Annotated in this window: 12 protein-coding genes and 2 pseudogenes; 6 read left to right on the top strand and 8 right to left on the bottom strand. The window is 69.1% G+C overall.

From position 1 onward, the window contains the following. Positions 1 to 150: 150 nt before the first annotated feature. Together AADR41_RS13580 and AADR41_RS13575 are read left to right on the top strand one after the other, a co-directional pair. Entirely contained in the window at positions 151 to 615 is a 465-nt protein-coding gene (locus tag AADR41_RS13580) for a hypothetical protein (protein WP_342281623.1), read from the top strand. Between the two features lie 214 nt (positions 616 to 829). Further along, positions 830 to 1,666 carry an SGNH/GDSL hydrolase family protein gene (locus tag AADR41_RS13575; RefSeq protein ID WP_342281622.1) on the top strand — a complete coding sequence of 279 codons (837 nt, stop codon included), beginning with the start codon at positions 830 to 832 and terminating at the stop codon, positions 1,664 to 1,666. Between the two features lie 221 nt (positions 1,667 to 1,887). On the opposite strand, the gene AADR41_RS13570 is transcribed toward AADR41_RS13575, so the two are convergent. The 4 genes and pseudogenes from AADR41_RS13570 to AADR41_RS13555 all read right to left on the bottom strand — a co-directional run. Further along, a complete protein-coding gene (locus tag AADR41_RS13570) occupies positions 1,888 to 2,919 on the bottom strand; it encodes an alpha/beta fold hydrolase (RefSeq protein ID WP_342281621.1) in 1,032 nt (343 codons plus the stop codon). A gap of 68 nt (positions 2,920 to 2,987) precedes the next feature. Beyond that, positions 2,988 to 4,277: an esterase/lipase family protein gene (locus AADR41_RS13565; RefSeq protein WP_342281620.1), complete on the bottom strand. Its 1,290-nt coding sequence runs from the start codon at positions 4,275 to 4,277 to the stop codon at positions 2,988 to 2,990. Positions 4,278 to 4,495: 218 nt separating this feature from the next. Further along, positions 4,496 to 4,924, bottom strand: a complete 429-nt coding sequence (locus tag AADR41_RS13560; RefSeq protein WP_342281619.1) for a hypothetical protein — start codon at positions 4,922 to 4,924, stop codon at positions 4,496 to 4,498. A 415-nt stretch (positions 4,925 to 5,339) separates the two neighbouring features. Continuing rightward, positions 5,340 to 5,504: pseudogene (locus AADR41_RS13555) on the bottom strand (pirin family protein); the annotation flags it as partial. A 464-nt stretch (positions 5,505 to 5,968) separates the two neighbouring features. On the opposite strand from AADR41_RS13555, the pseudogene AADR41_RS13550 reads away from it, so the two are divergent. Further along, a pseudogene (locus tag AADR41_RS13550) lies at positions 5,969 to 6,141 on the top strand (transposase); the annotation flags it as partial. A gap of 432 nt (positions 6,142 to 6,573) precedes the next feature. On the opposite strand, the gene AADR41_RS13545 reads toward AADR41_RS13550, so the two are convergent. Next, on the bottom strand, positions 6,574 to 6,999 hold the full coding sequence (locus AADR41_RS13545; RefSeq protein WP_342281618.1) for a cupin domain-containing protein: 426 nt from the start codon (positions 6,997 to 6,999) through the stop codon (positions 6,574 to 6,576). 253 nt (positions 7,000 to 7,252) lie between these two features. Between AADR41_RS13545 and AADR41_RS13540 the strand changes: the two genes are divergently transcribed. Continuing rightward, positions 7,253 to 7,597: an ester cyclase gene (locus AADR41_RS13540; protein ID WP_342281617.1), complete on the top strand. Its 345-nt coding sequence runs from the start codon at positions 7,253 to 7,255 to the stop codon at positions 7,595 to 7,597. 365 nt (positions 7,598 to 7,962) lie between these two features. Here AADR41_RS13540 and AADR41_RS13535 read toward each other — a convergent pair whose 3' ends face one another. After that, a complete protein-coding gene (locus AADR41_RS13535) occupies positions 7,963 to 8,511 on the bottom strand; it encodes a hypothetical protein (RefSeq protein ID WP_342281616.1) in 549 nt (182 codons plus the stop codon). Positions 8,512 to 8,834: 323 nt separating this feature from the next. Here AADR41_RS13535 and AADR41_RS13530 point away from each other — a divergent pair, with 323 nt between their 5' ends. Then, positions 8,835 to 9,053, top strand: coding sequence for a hypothetical protein (locus AADR41_RS13530; RefSeq protein ID WP_342281615.1), 219 nt, complete (start codon positions 8,835 to 8,837; stop codon positions 9,051 to 9,053). A gap of 470 nt (positions 9,054 to 9,523) precedes the next feature. Here AADR41_RS13530 and AADR41_RS13525 read toward each other — a convergent pair whose 3' ends face one another. Both AADR41_RS13525 and AADR41_RS13520 read right to left on the bottom strand, forming a co-directional pair. Continuing rightward, positions 9,524 to 10,399, bottom strand: coding sequence for an SCO0930 family lipoprotein (locus AADR41_RS13525; protein ID WP_342281614.1), 876 nt, complete (start codon positions 10,397 to 10,399; stop codon positions 9,524 to 9,526). 343 nt (positions 10,400 to 10,742) lie between these two features. Next, positions 10,743 to 12,338 (bottom strand): hypothetical protein, encoded by a 1,596-nt coding sequence (locus AADR41_RS13520; RefSeq protein WP_342281613.1) that lies wholly within the window; start codon positions 12,336 to 12,338, stop codon positions 10,743 to 10,745. Positions 12,339 to 12,496: 158 nt separating this feature from the next. Between AADR41_RS13520 and AADR41_RS13515 the strand changes: the two genes are divergently transcribed. Next, complete coding sequence (locus tag AADR41_RS13515) at positions 12,497 to 18,586, top strand: beta strand repeat-containing protein (protein WP_342281612.1); 6,090 nt, start codon at positions 12,497 to 12,499, stop codon at positions 18,584 to 18,586.

Genomic DNA, 18,586 nt, shown 5'->3' with positions numbered 1-18,586 from the left:
ACAAACAGCTTCCGCTTCGGTGGCTTGAGGCGGGAGCTGGAAGGAGACATTTCAATGTCCAGCCTGCCCAGAATGTCTCGATTACGGTTTCCCGGAACATTCGCACGTGCAGTAATTGCCTTGGCAGCGGGAGTTCTGCTCGCAGGGAACGTGACTGCGGGGTCCGCTTTCGCAGACACCGCCGATGCCCCCCGCCACCACGCAAACGCCGAACTCCAGGACGCCCGCTGCGCGGTTCCGGCGGACCGCGCCCTGGACATCACCCAGACCGTGTACCGGACAGCGGCCGAGCGCGGCGTCACCGCCAAGGTGCTGCTCGCCGCGTTCGAGACGGGCTGGGTGGAGTCCCACATGAACAATCTGAACTGTGGCGACCGCGACTCGCTCGGCGTCTTCCAGCAGCGCCCGAGCCAGGGCTGGGGCACCCCCGAGGAGTGCATGGACCCGGTGCACGCCACCAACGCGTTCCTGGACCAGGCCATTCCGAATGATGCCCGCAACCCGGAATTCACAGCGGGTGAACTGGCGCAGAGCGTACAGCGGTCGGCGTTCCCGGACCGGTACGACGAGAGCGAGGCCAAAGCCCTCGCTCTGATCGCGGAAGTTCAGGGCTGACACTCCCCGGACACGCCGACCGATCGGCTTCCTGCGCCGACGGGGCACCGAGCCGCACGGACAACTCGTCGCCCCGGACCGCCGCCCCGGGAAGCACCCCACGCTCCGCACACTGCCGACTCCAGCTCCCCGGTCGCGCAGCGCCCTTGGTTGTCCACCTGCTCCGGCAGGTGGACAACAGGTCCTCCACCCCCTCACACTCCAGGAGTGAAGCATGCGCTCATCACGAGCCCGCAGACGCCTCGCGTCCCTTTCCCTCGCGTTGGCTGCCGTCTGCCTTTCCGTCCCGGCTGCCTCAGGTGCGTACGCCGCGGACATCGGGCCGGCCGCCGCCGGCAAGTACGTGGCACTCGGCGACTCCTACGCCGTCGCGCCCGGCACACGCGAATACGACAACCCTGACGACCCGTGCCGTCGTGGCCCGTCGACGTACTCCCGGTTGTGGGCCCAACAGCACCCCGCGTACTCGTTCGTGGAGGCGTCGTGCTCCGGCGCGACCACCGCGGAGCTGACCAGCCAGCAGGTTCCGCAGCTCACGACGGACACCACACTGGTGACGGTGCACGTGGGCGGCAACGACGTCGGTTTCGTCGATGTGCTGAAGAACTGCATCCTCACCATCGACGACAAGGACTGCATCGCCGGGGTGGAGGCCGCGAAGGCCGCCGCGACCAGCAGTCTGCCGACCGCTCTGGCGAGCACGTACGCGGCCATCCGGGCAAAGGCGCCGAGCGCCAAGGTCGTGGTGGTGGGATACCCCCGGCTGTACACGATCGGCGGCAGTTGCGGCATTCTCGGTCTGAGCGACCGCGAGCGGACAGCACTCAACTCGGCCGCCGACACCCTCGCCTCGGTCCTGTCGGCCGAGGCCGCGAAGGCCGGATTCACCTTCCTCGACCCGCGTGCCGCGTTCGACCCGCACACCATCTGCTCCGACAACCAGACCTGGGTGACGAGCCTGGAGTGGGACAAGATCAACGAGTCCTACCACCCCAACAAGGCAGGGCACAGCCAAGGTTACCTGCCGTTGTTGAACGCGATCACGGGCTGATCGCGTTCAACGACGTCGGGCTGTTCAGCGGGGCCGGACACCCGGCGGACTCGTGAATCCGGTGGCACAACCTCCGGCACGCCGGTGTGCCACCGTTCTCCGACCGCGGGTTCGCATCGCACCCCGCCGGCACCGGTTCGGCCTCCTTCGGGCCGGTCCCCCGGTCGCTGCTGTGGCTCGGTTGTCCAGAGCCGCAGCAGCGACCGGGGCCACGCTGTGCGTCATGTCGCCATGACGTCCAGCAGCGCCGTCAGAAACTCGTCCGGGCGTTCCAGATGTACCGCATGCCCGGCGTCGGCGACCACGACCTCCCTCACCGCACCGCCCTCGGCCGCGTAGCGGGCCAGGACGTGGCGGGTCTGCGCCACCATCGGCTGGGCCGGGGTGCCGTCCCAGCCGGGCACCGCACCGGTCGCGCCCAGGTGTGCCAGGTCGAACATCGAGGTGTCCGAGACGATGACGTCGTCCTCGCCACGGATCCAGAGCACCGGTGGCTTCGGGGCGATCACATGCAGGTCGTCGAGGCGGATGTGAAGCGGGGAAAGACAGTTGAGCACCCCTCGGGTGCCGGGCGCGACCCCGGGCCAGGACGGGGACGGCACGCTGTCGCCCGGGTAGTGGTCGTCGCCCGTCCGCGTGGTGAGCATCGACTCGACATACGCGTCCTCGCGCTCGGGCCGCCAGTGCGCCTTGCCGTAGTAGTTCGTCAGGACGGCGCGGGGTGAGAACGGAGAACCGTCTCCGCGGTCGCTCTTGGCGAGCCCCGCCACGAAGTCGGGGTTGGCCGTACCCCCGCCCGAGCCCGCGCCGTCGGGCGAGTTGAGAACGCCGTCGTCCCCGTGCGTGCCGCCGAAACCGTATGGGGACACCGGGTTCACCAGGGTCATGGAGCGAACGGCAGCCGGATGGTCGCGCAGGTACTGCATGGCCACTCCCCCGCCCATGGACCAGCCCACGAGGTGCGCCCGCTCGATCCCGAGGGCCGTCAGCAGCGCCGCGAGGTCATCGGCATGGTCGCGCAGACCGCGGGTGGCGTCGATGGGCAGTGGGTCGGTGCCGCCGAATCCGCGCAGGTCCGGCGCGATGGGACGGTAGCGGTCCGGGAGCAGCTGAAGTGTCGGGTGCCAGAAGGCGGCGGAGGAGACGTTGCCGTGCAGGAAGACAACCGGTTCACCTTCGTCCCGGACCTCGGTGATCTGCACGGTCAGCCGCTCGGTGGGCACGCGGCGGGTGCGGTTGCCACTCGTGGTCATGTGCGGTCCTGCCTTTCACACGTTCTCTGAACAGTCACGTCGGTGGGCACTCACGCCGGCCCACGTTGCTACGCAAGCCAGGCGGCGATCTGGGCGGCGGCCGAGGAGTTCCATCCCAGTTCGAGGTGGTTGGCGCCGAGGACGGTCTTCCTGCCGCCGACCGTGGGGATGCCGGTGGTGTCGAGCGCGCTGTCGATGAAGACGACACCGTCGCTGGGTCCGCGGTTCTCATTGAAGATGCCGAGCACGTCCGGGGATCCGCCGGCCAGCAGATACGTCGTGACCGAGGCCGGCACCGCGGCGTCGTGCAGCGGCTCGATCAGTGAACCGGCGTCGATCGCGGCCTGGATTCCGCTGCCGGCGGTGTAGAGGCCCCGGCCGCCGTAGTACGTCGTGTACCAGTCCTGGGCTGCGCCGTCGACCCCGTACACACCGTCCCAGCGGGCCAGCATCTGCCGCTGGCCGGGGTAGTTGTCGTATCCGCCGGAGGGTGTCATCGAGAATTCCGGGTGGGCCGTGTACTGCCCGTAGCACGTCATGTGCGAGTGCGGGGAAGGAGCGTTGACCTTGCCTCCGCACTCCGGCCAGATGGAGAAGTCGTGCGCCCAGCCGTGCGCGTAGGGGTAGTCGTAGCCGCCGTTCGGGCCGCCGACGGTTATGAGCTTGCGCACGTCACCGGCGTACGCCCGTCCCCAGCCCGGCTTCACGGACGACACATACGCACGGGCCGACATCTCGCCCTTGCTCCAGCCGACCAGGTCCACCTTGTCGACACCCAGTTTCGCCTTGATGACAGCGATCGCGTCGCCCACGATCTGCGCCTGCATGAGGTTGTCGCCCTGCTTGTGCGCGAAGCCGACGGCGAAGACGCGGTGACCGCGCTCGGCAAGGTACTGCATCAGCCCGGTGGACGGGCAGGCGGCGGCGCCGCATCCGTAGCCGCCCGCCTCGCCGGGGTTGGCCCAGGCACGGTCCGCGGTGTCGTTGGCGCCGTGCACGAGGAGGACGGGGGTGGTCCGGCTGCCGGTGTTCCAGCCGGGTGCCGAGTAGAGCAGGAACCTGCCCGAGGAAGGCCGGGACACACCGCCGAAGTACGTGACGCGCTTGCCGTCCTGATCACCGCGGCCGTCCGACGGGTAGCCCTCGGTGCCGAATCCGCCGGTCGTGTCGAGATAGCGCTCGACGGAGTCCCAGCCGTTGGTGACGGTCCCCGCTCCAAAACTCGCTTCGAGGGAGAGATGGGAGGGCAGTTGGGTGGCCGACGCGGTTCCGCTGGTGATCGGCCACCCGACAGCCGCTGTCAGCAGGAAGGTGAGCAGTATGCGCCATTGCCTTGTCCGGCTTCGTCTGTGCCCCATCGTCCCGTCCCCATCTTCCCTGTCGTCCGTCCGGCCGGTTTCGCCACACTGCTCTGCGAAGCGCACGTTAGGTGAGGGGTGCGGTCGAACCTATGTGGGTGGCCGCCACAGGAAGGGCCACATGTATGGGGCGGCAAGGGGGCGGCTGACGAAGTCGCCGTCGTTGATACGCAGGTGGCCGAGGAGGCTCTCGTCCCGGCCGTCGCGTGGCAACCGGTTCAACTCGCCCGGCTGGTCAGGACGCAGTTCGGATAGTCGTTGTCCGGATCGCCGACGGCGACCCAGAGCTTCAGGACCTTGCCCTGCCTCAAGGCGGCGTAGGAGTCGGGCTCCCGCTCGAACTCTCTGGGGTGAGCGACGTCGAAGCCCACGGGGTGAGCGGTGTCGAAGGAGACGGCGACGAAGCTCTGCTTCTTGTTGGAGCCTTGGTCCCAGGTGCCTGTTCCGGACCAGGTCAAACTGTCGTACCAGTCGACGGCGACGCAGACCTTGTCGGCGATGAACGTCCCGTCCCGCTTCAGCGTGAGGGTGCCGCCTTCCGCATCGGTCCACGTGGTCGCGAGTTCGGTCGCTTCCAGAACGACCGGCTCGCCGTCGGGCGGCGGCATGACGGTGAACCTGCCGCAGGCCGTCAGGGCGAAGGCCATGACGAGGAAAACCAGCGCGGTACGGCTGCGACACAACACACTCCACCCCCGGCGGGCCCTGCGGGCCGCGTGCGCGACCGGTGGACTCAGGAACCCACGCCGTACCCTGACACGCGGTTTGAACATGTTCAAGTCCGGGTTCTCGGCGGCCACCCCGCACGAGGTGTGAGGCGCTGCGGCAGCGAAGCACCGCCCGACCACAGCGGCCGGTCCCGGTCGGGCGGCAAACGGCTCATGGAGCACCTCCACGAACCGCTCCCCGGCCAGGCGCGCGCAATGGTCCGCGCCATCACCGCTTGACGTGGCAGGGCCCCGCGGCAGGTTGCCGGCCACCCCGGGCCCGGGAACGGGCGGGGCGCCCTGGGCGGCGCCGGCTCACTGGCTCGCGAGCCGGCGCCACCCGCAGAAGGCCACGTCAGCGCACCCGGCCACGCGGCTTGAGGGGGCCGGGCGGAAGTTCGGGGGCGGGCAGCCGGTCGCCGTCATAACCCTTCACCTCACCGAACCGCGAGGTCTCCGTCCAGGCCCGCCGGGCCTCCTCGATCTCCTCGTGGGAGCGCCCGATGAAGTTCCACCACATATCATGCATTTCCCGTTCCTTCCCAGCTCAGGAACGTGACGGACCATCCCGGGTCAGCAAGACGTCAGCATTGGCAATCCGGGAGTCGAACCAGTGGCAGCCAAGAGCCTGGCCCACGGCATGGGCGTTTTCTTCAAGGACTGCGAGCACCCGCAAGTCCAGGTGGTCCAAGTGCCCCCCACGAGTACAAGATTCGCTACCGCGACGCAACCGGCAAGCAGACCCAGGAGTCCGGGTTCCCCACCCAGGACAGGACCAACAACCGGTTGACGGAGGTCTACAACAGCAAAAAGGCCACCCCGAGGAACCAAGCCAGGGCCGAACGCATCAAGAAGTACGGAGCGACGCACTTCAGCGAGTACGTCGCCGAGTGGAAGGCCGGCCAGCGTCACCTCGCCGACTCGTCGGTCAGGAATCTCGACTCGCTACTGGAGCACCACCTGTTCCCGGCTTTCCGAAGCCCGGACGGCACCAAGGAGCTGATCGCCATGAGCGAGGCTACCGAGAATCAGGAGGCTCCTGGGTCGGCCTGCTGCGCGACTGCCGGCGGCGAGGGATGCACGCTCCCGTCCTGGCGGTCGGCAACGGCGCGCTCGGCTCCTGGAATGCCCTGGCCGAGGTGATCCCCGGGATCCGCCGCGTCGTCGGGCACCGCAAAGCAGGGGCCTGGGGTCTCCAGGGCTCCGGTCCCCGCCGAGCCGGCGCAGTCGTCGTGGGGCGGTCCGGAGACCCGAAGGCACAGAACCCCGCAGAAGTTCTCGGCAGCGGAGGCCTGGCGGCTAGTCGGTCCGGTCCCACAAGCCCCCAACCCGCCGGTGGGACGGCAACGACGCCGAAGAAGAGGGTCTGATCCGTTCGAGGCAGTGACGGCCCCTGCGGCATCGCGGCCATGGCGGCGTACAGGAGGTGATCGACGCGGCCGCGCCAGGCGGGGCCGGCCTGGCGCGAGCGCGTGATGCACCGCGTAGAGGGCGGCGCCTGCGAAAAGTGTGGTCTGCAGGGCGTACACGGTGCGGTGGAGCTCATCGCGCCGCACGCCCTCCCATGCGGCGGCCCGGTACCGGCGGACTCACCCGGTGGGGCGCGGGGCGCGGAGGTGGGCGCGCTGTTCGAGCTCCTTCGTGGAGACGAGTTCGAGCATGGGCTTTCCGGGTGCGCACATCATGGTCACCACGAACCGGGTTCGCGCGTCGGCGAGCGCGTTGCCGTCCTGGTAGTGGATCACGTCACCGCCCGGCTCCCAGAACGTGCCGCCGGCCTCCACCACCCGCTCGGACTCGCCCTCGAGCTCGAAGCGGACCGCGCCCTCGACCACGTATCCGAAGGCGGGCCCGGAGTGGCGGTGCGGCGGGGTGCCCGGGTCGCCCGGCTCCCACTCGACCTGGATGGTCATCGCCGAAGCGCCCTCGGGGATGGTGAGGGGCGCGGCGTCCTGGAGCACCTGCACCGCGGTCATCCAGCTCTCCGACGCTGCCGGGTCTCCGGTTGTGTGCATGTGCCCTGAGTGGTTGTTCGACACTGGTGTGGACCTCCGTTGGTCGCCTCGTGATCGGGCGGAGTACATTTCCCCGCCTCTTCGTCAGTGTTGACCGGACATTGTGTGGATCCGTGGCACGTATGAAGTTGCCTGAGTGCATTCGTGGAGTGGTGCCACAACAACGGCCCAATCGCTGTCCTAGGTGTTGTGGCTGACGGCGCCGCCACGAACACATCAGCGAGGTCATCGCCCCCGACGGGAAGAGACCCAGATGAGAGTCGTTGTTGCAGGGGCCACCGGACGGATCGGCTCCAGGACGGTCGCCAGGTCGCGGAACCACGGTGTGGAAGTCACGCCCGTATCGCGCGGCGAGGGTGCCGACGTCATCACTGGGCGCGGGCTCACCGAGGCGCTGCGGGGCACCGCGGTGAAAATGGACAGCAGACTGATCGCGGCCTTCGATGACCTGGCCACAACGGTCTTCGACCAAATCACCGAGGAAGACAAGGTGGCGACCCGCTGGCGGTTGGGCGGGCACCACACGGGTCGATTCCTCGACTGTCCACCAACCGGGCGCTACGCGTCCTTCACCACGACCACCGTCGACCGGCTCTAGGACAGGAAGATCATCGACCACTGGTCGGACGCCGACTTCACGGCCTTCCTTCAAAAGCTCGCGGCCTCTCAGCCTCGATCCACCGACGTGCTCTGGACGTGATCTCTTGATCGTTTGGTGAGCGGGTTTCGGTCGGTGGTCGTGGGCAGGCAGGTTGTTTATGCCGGTCTGCCCAGCTTTTGCATGGGGGCGACCCGTGCTCAAGCCGACCCTGACCCCGTCACTGCCCTAACGCCGGCGAAGGCCCCAGGCGGCCACCGGGTTGCGCCATGTCGTTCAGTTCTCCCGCGACCAGGTCGCGCTCCGGCCCGCGTCAGATGCAATCTTCATGTTGCCCGAAAGGGCACCCGGGAATGGACAGGCAGTCACAACTCAGGCTGCCACTTGTCGAACACCCAGCCTGGATATGAGGTGCCGAGGTAAGGCAGGTGAGCGTCCCAGTCCCCAGGCGACAACGCCTGTACGGGTTGCAGTGTGATGCGACCGTTCGAGTCGACGTTGAACCCCCAGGAGAAGCCGACCAGTGGCAGGACTCGCCGTTCGGTGTCATCCATCGGTGTCCATGCGAGGTAGCTGTGGGCCGTCCAGTCGAGGGGATCCCGCCTGGCGCGGGACGGCGCGTCGAACAAGGTGGGATTGATACCGAAGAACGCGTACGGCGACGGCGCATCCTCGAAGAGGTAGAACGGATCCATGTCAAAGGCGGCCCCGGAGGTGGAGTTGTCCGTCGAACGCACCAGCTGCACCCAGCCGAAGAGGGCCCGGTAACCCCTCCCCGGGTAATCCACCACAGCCGTGCAGCTCGGGAAATCACGGGCTGAGGGATGCTTGCCGATCGCGGCGGGGTCATCCACATGTTCCACAGTCACCGCTAGCGAGCCCTGCATGTCGTCACGTAAGAAGGAAATGATCACGACTACACCCTGCCGCTCGGACGCCTCCCTGGGCAGAGCCCGGACGAGAGTCGCGGCAAGCGGTAAAGCAAGTGCGTTCGGTTCCTGTCGGGCCCTGGCGGGCGAGGTGGTCGGGGACGGTCAGGCGAGTGCGGGTGCCGGTGGGTCGTGGACGTCGTCGAAGAGGCGTGTCCACGCTTCTTGCCAGGGCCAGTTGTGGGGCAGGTGGAGGGTGATGCGTCGTGCGGAGCGGGCGATGCGGGCCGGGACCTGGACGAGGTGGGTGCGGAGGGTGGCGGTGGTGGCTTTGGCGTGGAAGGCGGAGGCCAGTGTGCCGGTGGCAGGTGGGCCAGGGCAGAGGCTTTGCTGTCGGCGATGACCTGTTCGACGACGGCGTGGTGGCGGTGTTCTTGTTCGGCCTGGAGGGTCTTGGCGAGGTTGTCGGTGAAAAACGGGTGGTAGCGCCAGACGGAGAAGAGTTCGCCCTGCTCTCCCACGATGGCGGGTTTGGCCAGGTCACGGACCCGGGGCACGATCAGCCGGGCCGTGACCCGCTCCGCTGATCAATTCGCGACTCAGCAGCTCTGGTTGCCGGCCGTACCAAGCGGATTGAACCTGCAGACAACGAGATCGCTCCTGCGGGCGGTTCAACTTCAGGTCTGCCACCAGGGCGTGTATCGGAAGTGTTCCAGGTTGGCCCGCGTGAGTGTGCAGGGGCAGAGAAGCCGATATGCCGGACCGTGCTCCACTTGCTGGTTGACGTGGTCGACGTGCTGTCGCAGCCGTTCACGCTGCGGTTCCTTACGCAAGAGGGGCGGCAGAGGCACACCCCAGATCTCCTGGTCCCTTTCGTGGATGCGCCCCGGCCGCCAGGGGTGCTGCGGCCGGGGTTGTTCCGCTCGGGCAACGGCGCGTTCGAACCGAGCGGAGTCCGGAAGGCGTCAGCTCGGGGCAGGGCCTCTTCGTCCGGGCAGACGGGGCGTGGCCCTGCCGTGCATGGTCGGGCTGACGGTCGGCGTATGCCTGAGGCCAGTCACTTGGCGAGTGTGCCGTCCCCCCGCACGGAAAACCAAGTGCCCTTCACGCCCTGCCCGTTGGTTTCACCGGGCTGCTCGTCACCGGTGTACCAGTAGAGCGGCCAGCAGTCGATGGTGAGCTGCGCGGTGCCGTCGGGGCGGGTGTACTTGATGAGGAGCTTGGGCGCGATGCCCTTGATGTTCTTCTTGTCGACGAGCTTGGCCGGCTTCCACTGCTTGAGGCAGTCGCCCTGACAGTTCGACTTCATCGGCCAGGCGGTGTCCTTGGTGAAGCGGTAGAGCGTGCGGCCCTTGCCGTCGCGGACGATCTCGCCGAGTTCCTTGTCCTCGACCGTCGACAGCGCGGGAAGTGCCTTCGGGGCACTCTCCGTCTGCTTCGCCTTCGACCCGTCGGGGGCGCCCGCGAACCACGTGCCGCCGACGCCCTGGCCCCGGGTCTGCCGGGGCACCGTGTCCTGCACATAGCGGTAGAGCGGCCAGCCCGCAAGCGTGAGCTGCCTGGTGCCGTCGGGACGTTCGACCGAGCCCAGCAGCGACGGGTCGAGGCCGCGGCCCGCCTTCGCACTGTCGGCGAGCACTGGAGGCCAGGTGGCGGCGCAGTCGCCCGCGCAGTTGGACGCGGGGGGCTCGGCCGTGTCTTTGTCGAAGCGGTACAGGGTGAAGCCCGCTCCGTCTGTCACGACCGATCCCAGATTCGCGCTCTTCCACACGCTCAGGCGTCCCGCTTCCTTGGGCTGCGCCCCGCCTTTCGAGGCGGAACGCTTGGCGGAGCCGGCGGTTGTTGCCGCCGTGCTCTGGGAGCTGCCGCACGCCGCTGTGGTCAGGACCGCGGCAAGGGTGATCGCGACCGGTGCGTAGGCGAATTTGCGCATGGGGATCCCTCTTTCGGAATTCTCGATGAATGCGTGAAATGAATTGCTGAGCTGATTGCCCAGGTGGTTGTGCGGCCTCTTCGGCGTCTTTTGATGTGCTCGATGTGCGCCTGAAAGGCCCGCTCCGGCAGCCAGGGAGGAGGTCGGCCGACTGCCGGAGCGGAGTTTATGGACCCGGAATCCGTCCTGCCGGTCACCGTGAACACGGCTTCGGCTGCAGAACGGTTCAATGCCGGGGGACTTCTTTTCTCGGGTCGCCTCTATCGGCGTGCGCCCGCATGCCACCATCACAACGCGCCCGGCCGTACACGCGCAGCCACACGCCTTGTCGTGCGGGGGCACGTCACACACGTCCCGTGCCCGCCCCCGCCAACGTCTGTGTCGGGACGACCACTTGGATGCCGAGCACGCCCAGGTCCACGCTTCCGTCGCTCTCCGCGTACCACCGCCAGTGCGCGCCGGGGATGTCGCCGACGGTGAGGACCGTCCAGCTGCCGCCCTCCGGTGAGGAGAGGTCCGCGAGGGCCCGTGCCTCCTCGGCCGTCGGCGCGTCCTGGAGGACGACGAAGCCCGTGACCTCGCCGGTACGGGCCGCGCCGCGTACCAGGCCGATGCCCAGTTCCTCCGCCGAGTTGAGGATCTCGTCCGGCGCCTTGCCCTGCACATCGGTGACCGAGCGGACCCGGACCAGGCCGTTCAGGCCGGGCAGGGCGCTTGCGCTCGGGTCCACCGACACCACCACCGTGCTCTGCCTGGGAAGTTCGAGCAGACCGCGGACCAGGGCCGCCACCGTGTCCTGCGCAACGACGAGGTCACCGCTGATGCTGAGCGCACCGTTGATCTGCCCGAGGTCCACCATGACCTGCGCGCCCCGCTCGCTCACCCCGATCCGGGCGAGGTGCGGCAGTGCGAGGGTCACGTCGGCCGTCGGATCGCCCTCGATGACGGAGGTCGGCCCGGTGCGCTCCCAGCGATTGGGTTCGAGCGCGGTCCACGGCACGGGCGCCGTGTGCGCCCCCGACACCGACGCGAGCAGCTTCGTTGGTTCGGCGAGGACGCTGTAGACCCGCACCGGACGCTCCGCCTCCGCCGCGTCGGCGGGGATCAATTCGCGCAGGGCCTGCCGCACCATCACCGGCGTACGGGTGTCCGCCGCGAGCCGCCGCGCGAGCGCGCCCCGCCGACGCCGCCGCAGCGCGAGGGCCAGGCGGCGCGGCAGCCGCGGCCGCAGCACCCGGGCGGCCCGCGCGATCCCGGATCCGGTGGCGCGCGCTGCCCGGCCGATCGGACGCCGCGCGACGATCACCACGGTGAGTACGGCGGCGCCGGCGACACCCCCGATCAGCCACGGCGACCCGAGCCGTTCGCCGAGCCCGGCGAACTGTCCCGAGCCCCGGCCGGCCGCGGCACGAGGCGCGGGGGAGGCGCTCCGTGCGGGAGGCTTCGCCGCGTCGGCGTTCTCCTCGGGCAGAACACCGAACTCCACGCCGGGCCCGTCCGCATCCTCCGGCAGGATCAGCGGGAAGCCCGGGGTCAGCTGATCGGGGCTCACGAAGGCAGAACCGTCCGGCAGCTGGCGCCCGCTGTTGAGGACCAGGATCTCCTCGAACCGGTCGCCGTCGCCGAGGGTGCGCTGGGCGATCCCGAACAGCGTCTCCTGCTCACCGCCGTTCTCCTGAGCGGACTTGACCACGTAGTACTTCGTCACCTCGTCGGCCCGCAGCGCCCGGGAAGGCTGCATCCGCAGGGCCGCCGGTGCCGGTGCGGAGTCCAGAGCCCGTACGGAATCCGGAGCCAGTACGGAGCCCAGCGCCTGCGCCGGTGCGGGCAGCGCCAGCCAGGTGACGGCCACCAGGCCGCACACCGCCGTCACCCGTGCAGTCGTGCGCCACGGCGCCGGCCGCCGCGCTTCGTTCGTCGTCCTAGGGGCGTCGCGCATCTTTCTCGTCCTCCTCCGTACGGGGCCTGGTGACGCGCACTGCTGATGCGTCGGCCGTCACACGCGCCGGGCCCCGGGTCGGTTCAACGAGCTGAACCGAAACGTCGACCGCCCCGTTAGGAGGTGCCGAACGGGCGTGTAGCCGGGAGGAGTTGGAAATGGCGCGTCGGCACACCACGGGCTGGGAGGTGCTCGGGTTCGGGGAGGACCCGACCCCCGGGAACCCGGAGGCGATCAGAACACTGGCCAGGACCTATCAGGAGCTGGGCGACGGGGCGGGCGAGGCGGTCGACCTGCTGCGCGACGACGGGGCGCTGCGCCGAGGCAAGGGCCAGGCGATGGACGCCCTGAAGACGCGGATCACGAAGGACCTGCCAGGGCTCCTGGAGAAGACCAGGGACTCCTTCCGTACCGCCGCGGGCGCCTACGACGAGTACGCGAACACCCTGACCGACGCCCAGGACATGCTGGACCGGGCCATCGACCAGGGTCAGGAGGTCGCCGCCACCGCGAAGACGGAGGTCCCGGCCCTCGCGGCGGACGCCACCCCGGAACAGGCCGAGACCCACCAGACGCAGCAGGGCGAGGTGGACGCCGCGAAGGATGCGCTGTCGGCCGCCGAGGAGCTCGGCCGCGCGGCGCAGCGGATGCGCGAGGACGGGTCCAACAAGGCCACGATCATCCTCGACGATGCCGCCGAACAGGCCATCCCCGCACGGGACTGGGTGAAGCAGTTCGGTGACTTCCTCGCGGACAACCCGCTGGTGGAGATCATCGCCGGGGTCATCATCGGCATCGTCGCCGTGTTCTTCCCGGTCGTGGGTCTCATCCTGGGCGCGATCCTGTTCGCCGTCTCGGTGATCCGGATGGTGTCGCAGGGCAAGATCGACGCCGGTGAGATCATCATCGGTCTGCTCACCCTCGTGCCCGGTGGTGTGCTGCTCGGCGGGCTCGGGAAGATCGTCGGGGCGGCGGGCAAGCTGGCTAAGTTCGCGCCGTTCCTGGCCAAGGTGGGCAAGGGTGTCGGGACGGCGTCCGGGGCCGTCTCGGCTGCTCTGAAGAACTCGACGTTCGTCCGCAAGATCATCGACCCGCTGGCCAAGGGGCTCGTGGGTCTCAAGGCGTCCCCCGGCCTGGCCCTCGGCGCCAAGTTCGCGATCGACGTGACCACCGAGTTCTCCCTCGGATTCCTGGCGAGCGGAATCACGGCGCTGGTCGACGGGAAGAAGTTCGACGCGGCCTCGGCCGCCACCGGCGCCGCGCTCGGCGCCGCCACGGCCGGTGCCTTCACCCTGTTCGGGGGGACGAAGTTCGCCACCAGCATCAAGGACGCCTTCACCACCAAGGGCAAGTTCAAGAGCAACATCGACAAGGCGTTCTCCGCGAACAGCCTCGGCTTCGCCGACGGCAAGTTCAAACCCGGCAACGTCTTGTTCACCGATACCAAGGGCGCGCAGAAGACCGGCTTCCACGGCATCAACGGCACGACCAAGTCGGACCCCACCACGGGAGAGGTCAAGACGAAGGTCACGACCCCGGACGGCGCGAAGACCGAGACGAAGATCACCCCGCCCGGCCCCAAGGCCGACCAGGTCCAGGCCCCCGACGACCTGCCCTTCGGAGTCCCGGGGCCCGAGACGTCGACGACCACCACGACACCGGACGGGTTCACCTCGACGACCGCGGACGGCACGAACACCATCAAGAGCCCGGACGGGGACGTCATCACCTCGAACGGCACCACGACGACGATCGACACCCCGATCCAGGGCCCGACCACGAAGGAGAAGATCTTCGACGGGCTCGGCGGCGAGTTCGCGCCCGCGCAGTCCGAGAAGCCCGCGCTCTCCACGGAGCTGGGCCCGAACGGCGGCTTCACGACCTCGGGACCGTTCGGCGAGGTCAACAAGGGGCCCGACGGCACCACGACGTTCAGCTCGCCCGGCGGTGACGGCGGTGGTCCCACGCCGGAGTTCACCGTGAACAACAACACGGTCGCCACCCCGAACGGACTCTCCGTGACCGACAACGGCGGCTCCACGACGGTGGGTGGCGGCGGGCTCAGCGCGGACAACGCGAACGGTGTCAGCTCGGTGTTCAACGGCCCCCCGGCGGGCCAGCCGGTGGTGACCCACAACCCCGCCGACGGCAACGTCGACATCAACTTCGGCAACACCACGCTCAACGGCAACGCGGGGAATCCCGGCGGCGGATTCGCCCTGCCGGACGGCACACAGGCCAATGTCGGCAACAACGGCAACGTGAGCGTCGTCAACGGCGACGGCGGTGGCCAGAGCGTCAACCTGCCTCCGGCAGGCGCGGGCGGCCCGGTCACCTTCACCGACACCAACGTCAGCACCAGCATCGCTCCGGGCGGCGGCGCCACCATCACCACGCCGGGCGGCGCCGCCACCACGCTCGACAACACGGGGTTCACGGTGAACACCGGCGGCCCCACCCCCGACACGGTGCAGTTCAACGGTCCGGGCAACTCGCTCGACGTGACCCCGCCCGGCGGTCAGCCGCAGGTCTCGGTCGGCCCGGACGGCGCCATTACCACCGGCAACATCACGACCGACGGCGGTGGCGGCGGCACGGCCACCGGCGGAGGGGGGAACGTGGAGTTCTCGCCCATCGACATCAAGTTCAGCACGCCCGACGGCGGAACGGTCTCCGTCAACCCGCAGGGACAGTTCGACCTGAACCCCTCCGGAACTCAGCCGCCGATCACGGTCAACCCGAACGGGGACATCTCCGTGGGCCCGAACGGCGTGGCCCCGGTCACCTTCAACGGCCCCGACGGCAGCGCCGTCACCACCAAGCCCGGCGGCGGCCTCGACGTGGCGCCGCCCGGCGGTCAGCCGGTGGTCTCGGCAGGACCGGACGGCGGCGTCACCGTCAGCGGGATCACCACCGACGGCAACGGCGGCGGTACGGCCGCGGGCCCAAGCGGCAAGATCGACTTCTCGCCGCTCGACATCAAGTTCAGCGCCCCGGACGGCACGGCGTTCACCATCAACCCCAACGGCAAGTTCCATGTGGACGGGATCAGCCACGGCGCGGACGGCGTCACCATCGGCGGCTCGACCACGGTCAACAACGACGGCTCGGCGAGCATCGCCCACGGCGACCAGGAGATCAACGTCGCCGCCGACGGCACCATCACGGCCAACGACGCGCAGGGCAATCAGGTGCCGCCGGCCGTGCCGCAGCCGACCCCTGGAAATCCGGTGAATGCGGGCAATACCACCATCTCCGTCGCCAATGCCGGCGGCCACTCGGTCACCGTCCACGGCCCGACCGGCGCCACGGTGACCGTCAACAACAACGGCACCACGACCGTCACCAATGGTCCGATCCAGGCGAGTCACGGCCCGAACGGCATCAGCGGCAGCGTGGGCACCGCCAACCCGGTCCAGGTCAGCCAGGGTCCGAACGGTGTCACGACCGTCAGTCAGAACGGTACGTCGGTGAGTACGGGTGGCAACGGCCCGACCACGGTCGCACCGCAGGGCGGGCCCGCCACGGTCACCGTCAAACCGCCCTCGGGCGGCAACCCCGCCCAGGTCACCACCGCCGACGGCAGCACCACCAGCGTCCACGGCGACGGCACCGTCACCAAGTCCGCGCCCGACGGAACCGGCACCCAGACGGTCAACACGGGCGGCCCGGACAACACCACGGTGACGGTCGGCAACAACGGCACCACGACTGTCAGCAATGGCCCCATCCAGGCGAGTCACGGCCCGAACGGCACCGGCGGCAGCGTGGGCACCGCCAACCCGGTCCAGGTCAATCAGGGTCCGAACGGTGTCACGACCGTCAGTCAGAACGGTACGTCGGTGAGTACGGGTGGCAACGGCCCGACCACGGTCGCACCGCAGGGCGGGCCCGCCACGGTCACCGTCAACCCGGCCGACGGAGGCAACCCGACGCAGGTCACCACCTCCGGCGGCAGCAGCACCACCCTGACAGGGAACGGCGCCCAGACGGACGTCAACGGCAACAACACGGCGAACAGCACGATCAACAACGACGGCACCATCAGCAACAACGCTCCGGCAGGCCCCAACAGCACCGTTGTCACCGGGGCGAACGGCACCACCGCCGCCGACAACGGCAACTTCAGCGTGGACAACACCGGCACCGTCACCGACGGCCCGGTCACCATCACCGCCAACACCGACGCCAACAACAACCCCGTGGCCACCTTCACCGACACCTCGGCCGGCGGTGCGCAGGCCGAGGTCGGCACCAACGGCGTCAACACCCAGGGCGTCAACACCACGGTCAACCCGGGCGGCGATGTCACCTTCACGCACAGCCAGACACCCGGCGGTCCGCCCACGACCGTCAACTCGGGCGCCGACGGCACGATCACCGCACAGACCCCCGACGGGGCCCAGGCGAAGGTGCCGCCGCCGCCCCAGAACATCGCGGGCGGCGGACCGGTGCCCGCACCGGCCGCGAGCACGATCACGAACAACAACGGCGCCACCATCTCGTCGGACGGACAGACCACCACATTCACCAGCGACGGGTTCACGACCACCACCGGCAACGACGGCACCGGCCCGGCCACCACCACCGTCCACCACGACTCCGGCGTCAGCCACACCATCGACAACAACGGCCAGGCCACGGTCGGCAACTCGCCGAGCGGCGCCGGCATCACCGGCACCAACACCCAGGTGACGGTGAACACCCCGCAGCAGGAGGGCTGGGGCCTGTTCGGCTCACCGGAGATGACCGGCGGCCAGAACACCCTGTCCAACGGCCCGGACGGACCCACGATCACCACACACGGGGCCGACCCGGTCCACGAGCCCGGCAGCACCGTCGTGCACGGCCCGAACCCGGGCGGACCCGACGGCGAGTTCTCCGTCACGTACGGGCCGGCCACCGGCACCTTCGCCCCCGGCGGCGTCACCGGCCTCGGCCCCTCCGGCACCCACGTCGACCCGGTCACCAACCTTCCGATCGACACGGCGGGCAACCCCATCGGCAACAACCCCGGTAACACCACCATCAGCACCGTCACCGGCGACGGCAACAGCGGCATCACCGTGCCCACGCCCGGCGGCGGCCCCGTCGTCCAGCACGACGGCTTCTACGGCGGCAACACCAGCGTCGACACCAACAACACCAGCATCGGCAAGAGCCCCGGCGACGTGGAGAACGCCGGTACGCCGGGCCAGAAGTCCGACATCCTGGACGGCCCGCACAACCCCTACAACCGCGGCCCCGCGCCGGGCCCCGAGACCTTCACGGTCGGCGGCAACGGCGGCGGTCCCTCCGCGGTCATCCCGGTCGGCGGCAAGGGCGCCTCCACCGTCCACGGCGGCCCGTTCGACGTGAAGGCCAACGGCAACGGCAGCTTCGACGTGTCCGTGCCCGGCAGCAACCAGCCCGGCGACACGGTCACCGTCGGACCGGACGGCAGCCTCACCGGGCCCGGTGTGGCTCAGGCGCAACCCGGAGCAGGACAGGAGGGGCCCGCCGGGCCCCCGCAGGTCACCTTCAGCAACCACACCACCGTCACCGGCGGGCAGGGCGCGGCGCCGGTCGTCACCCCCGAGGGCGGCGGGGCCACCACCACCTTCGCCAACGGCGGCGCCACCACCACCGACCAGGCGGGGAACGTCACCATCACGCAGAACCCGGACGGCACCACCACGTTCAGCAACAACGCGGGCGGCGAGAACACCACCTTCACCGTCACCAAGAACGGCGTGGAAGGCACCGTCACCACGACCGACAACAACGGCAACCCGGCCACGTTCGACGTCAAGGTCAACAACAACGGCTCCGCGCAGGTGAAGGACGCCAACGGCAAGACCCTCACCGAGGTCGACGCCAACGGCTCCTTCAACGAGCAGCACACCCCGATCCACGACTACCACGCCTACGCGGGCGGCCCCACCTCCGTCACCGAGCTCCACGAATACGGCTACGAGGCCCTCACCAGCATCCTCAAGGGCGCCGTCGGCCAGGCCGTCAACTTCGGCTACGAGGTGGGCGCCAAGGGAGCCGACGCGCAGACCACCCTGGAGAACGCGGGCATCAAACTCGGCTACGGCGTGGGCAATTCGCTGGCCGGCAAGAAGGTCGAGAACGACCACGGATTCAAGACCAAGGGCCCCGAGGTGCCGCTCTCCTCGCTCCCCACGAAAACCATCGGCGCCGTCAACTCCAACCAGGACACCGAATTGGCGAATCCGCCGGAAGAAGTCCCCATCAAGGTCTGA

Source organism: Streptomyces sp. CLV115 (genome assembly GCF_038448545.1).
GTDB lineage: Bacteria > Actinomycetota > Actinomycetes > Streptomycetales > Streptomycetaceae > Streptomyces > Streptomyces sanglieri.
This window is presented reverse-complemented; position numbering and strand designations above follow the sequence as displayed.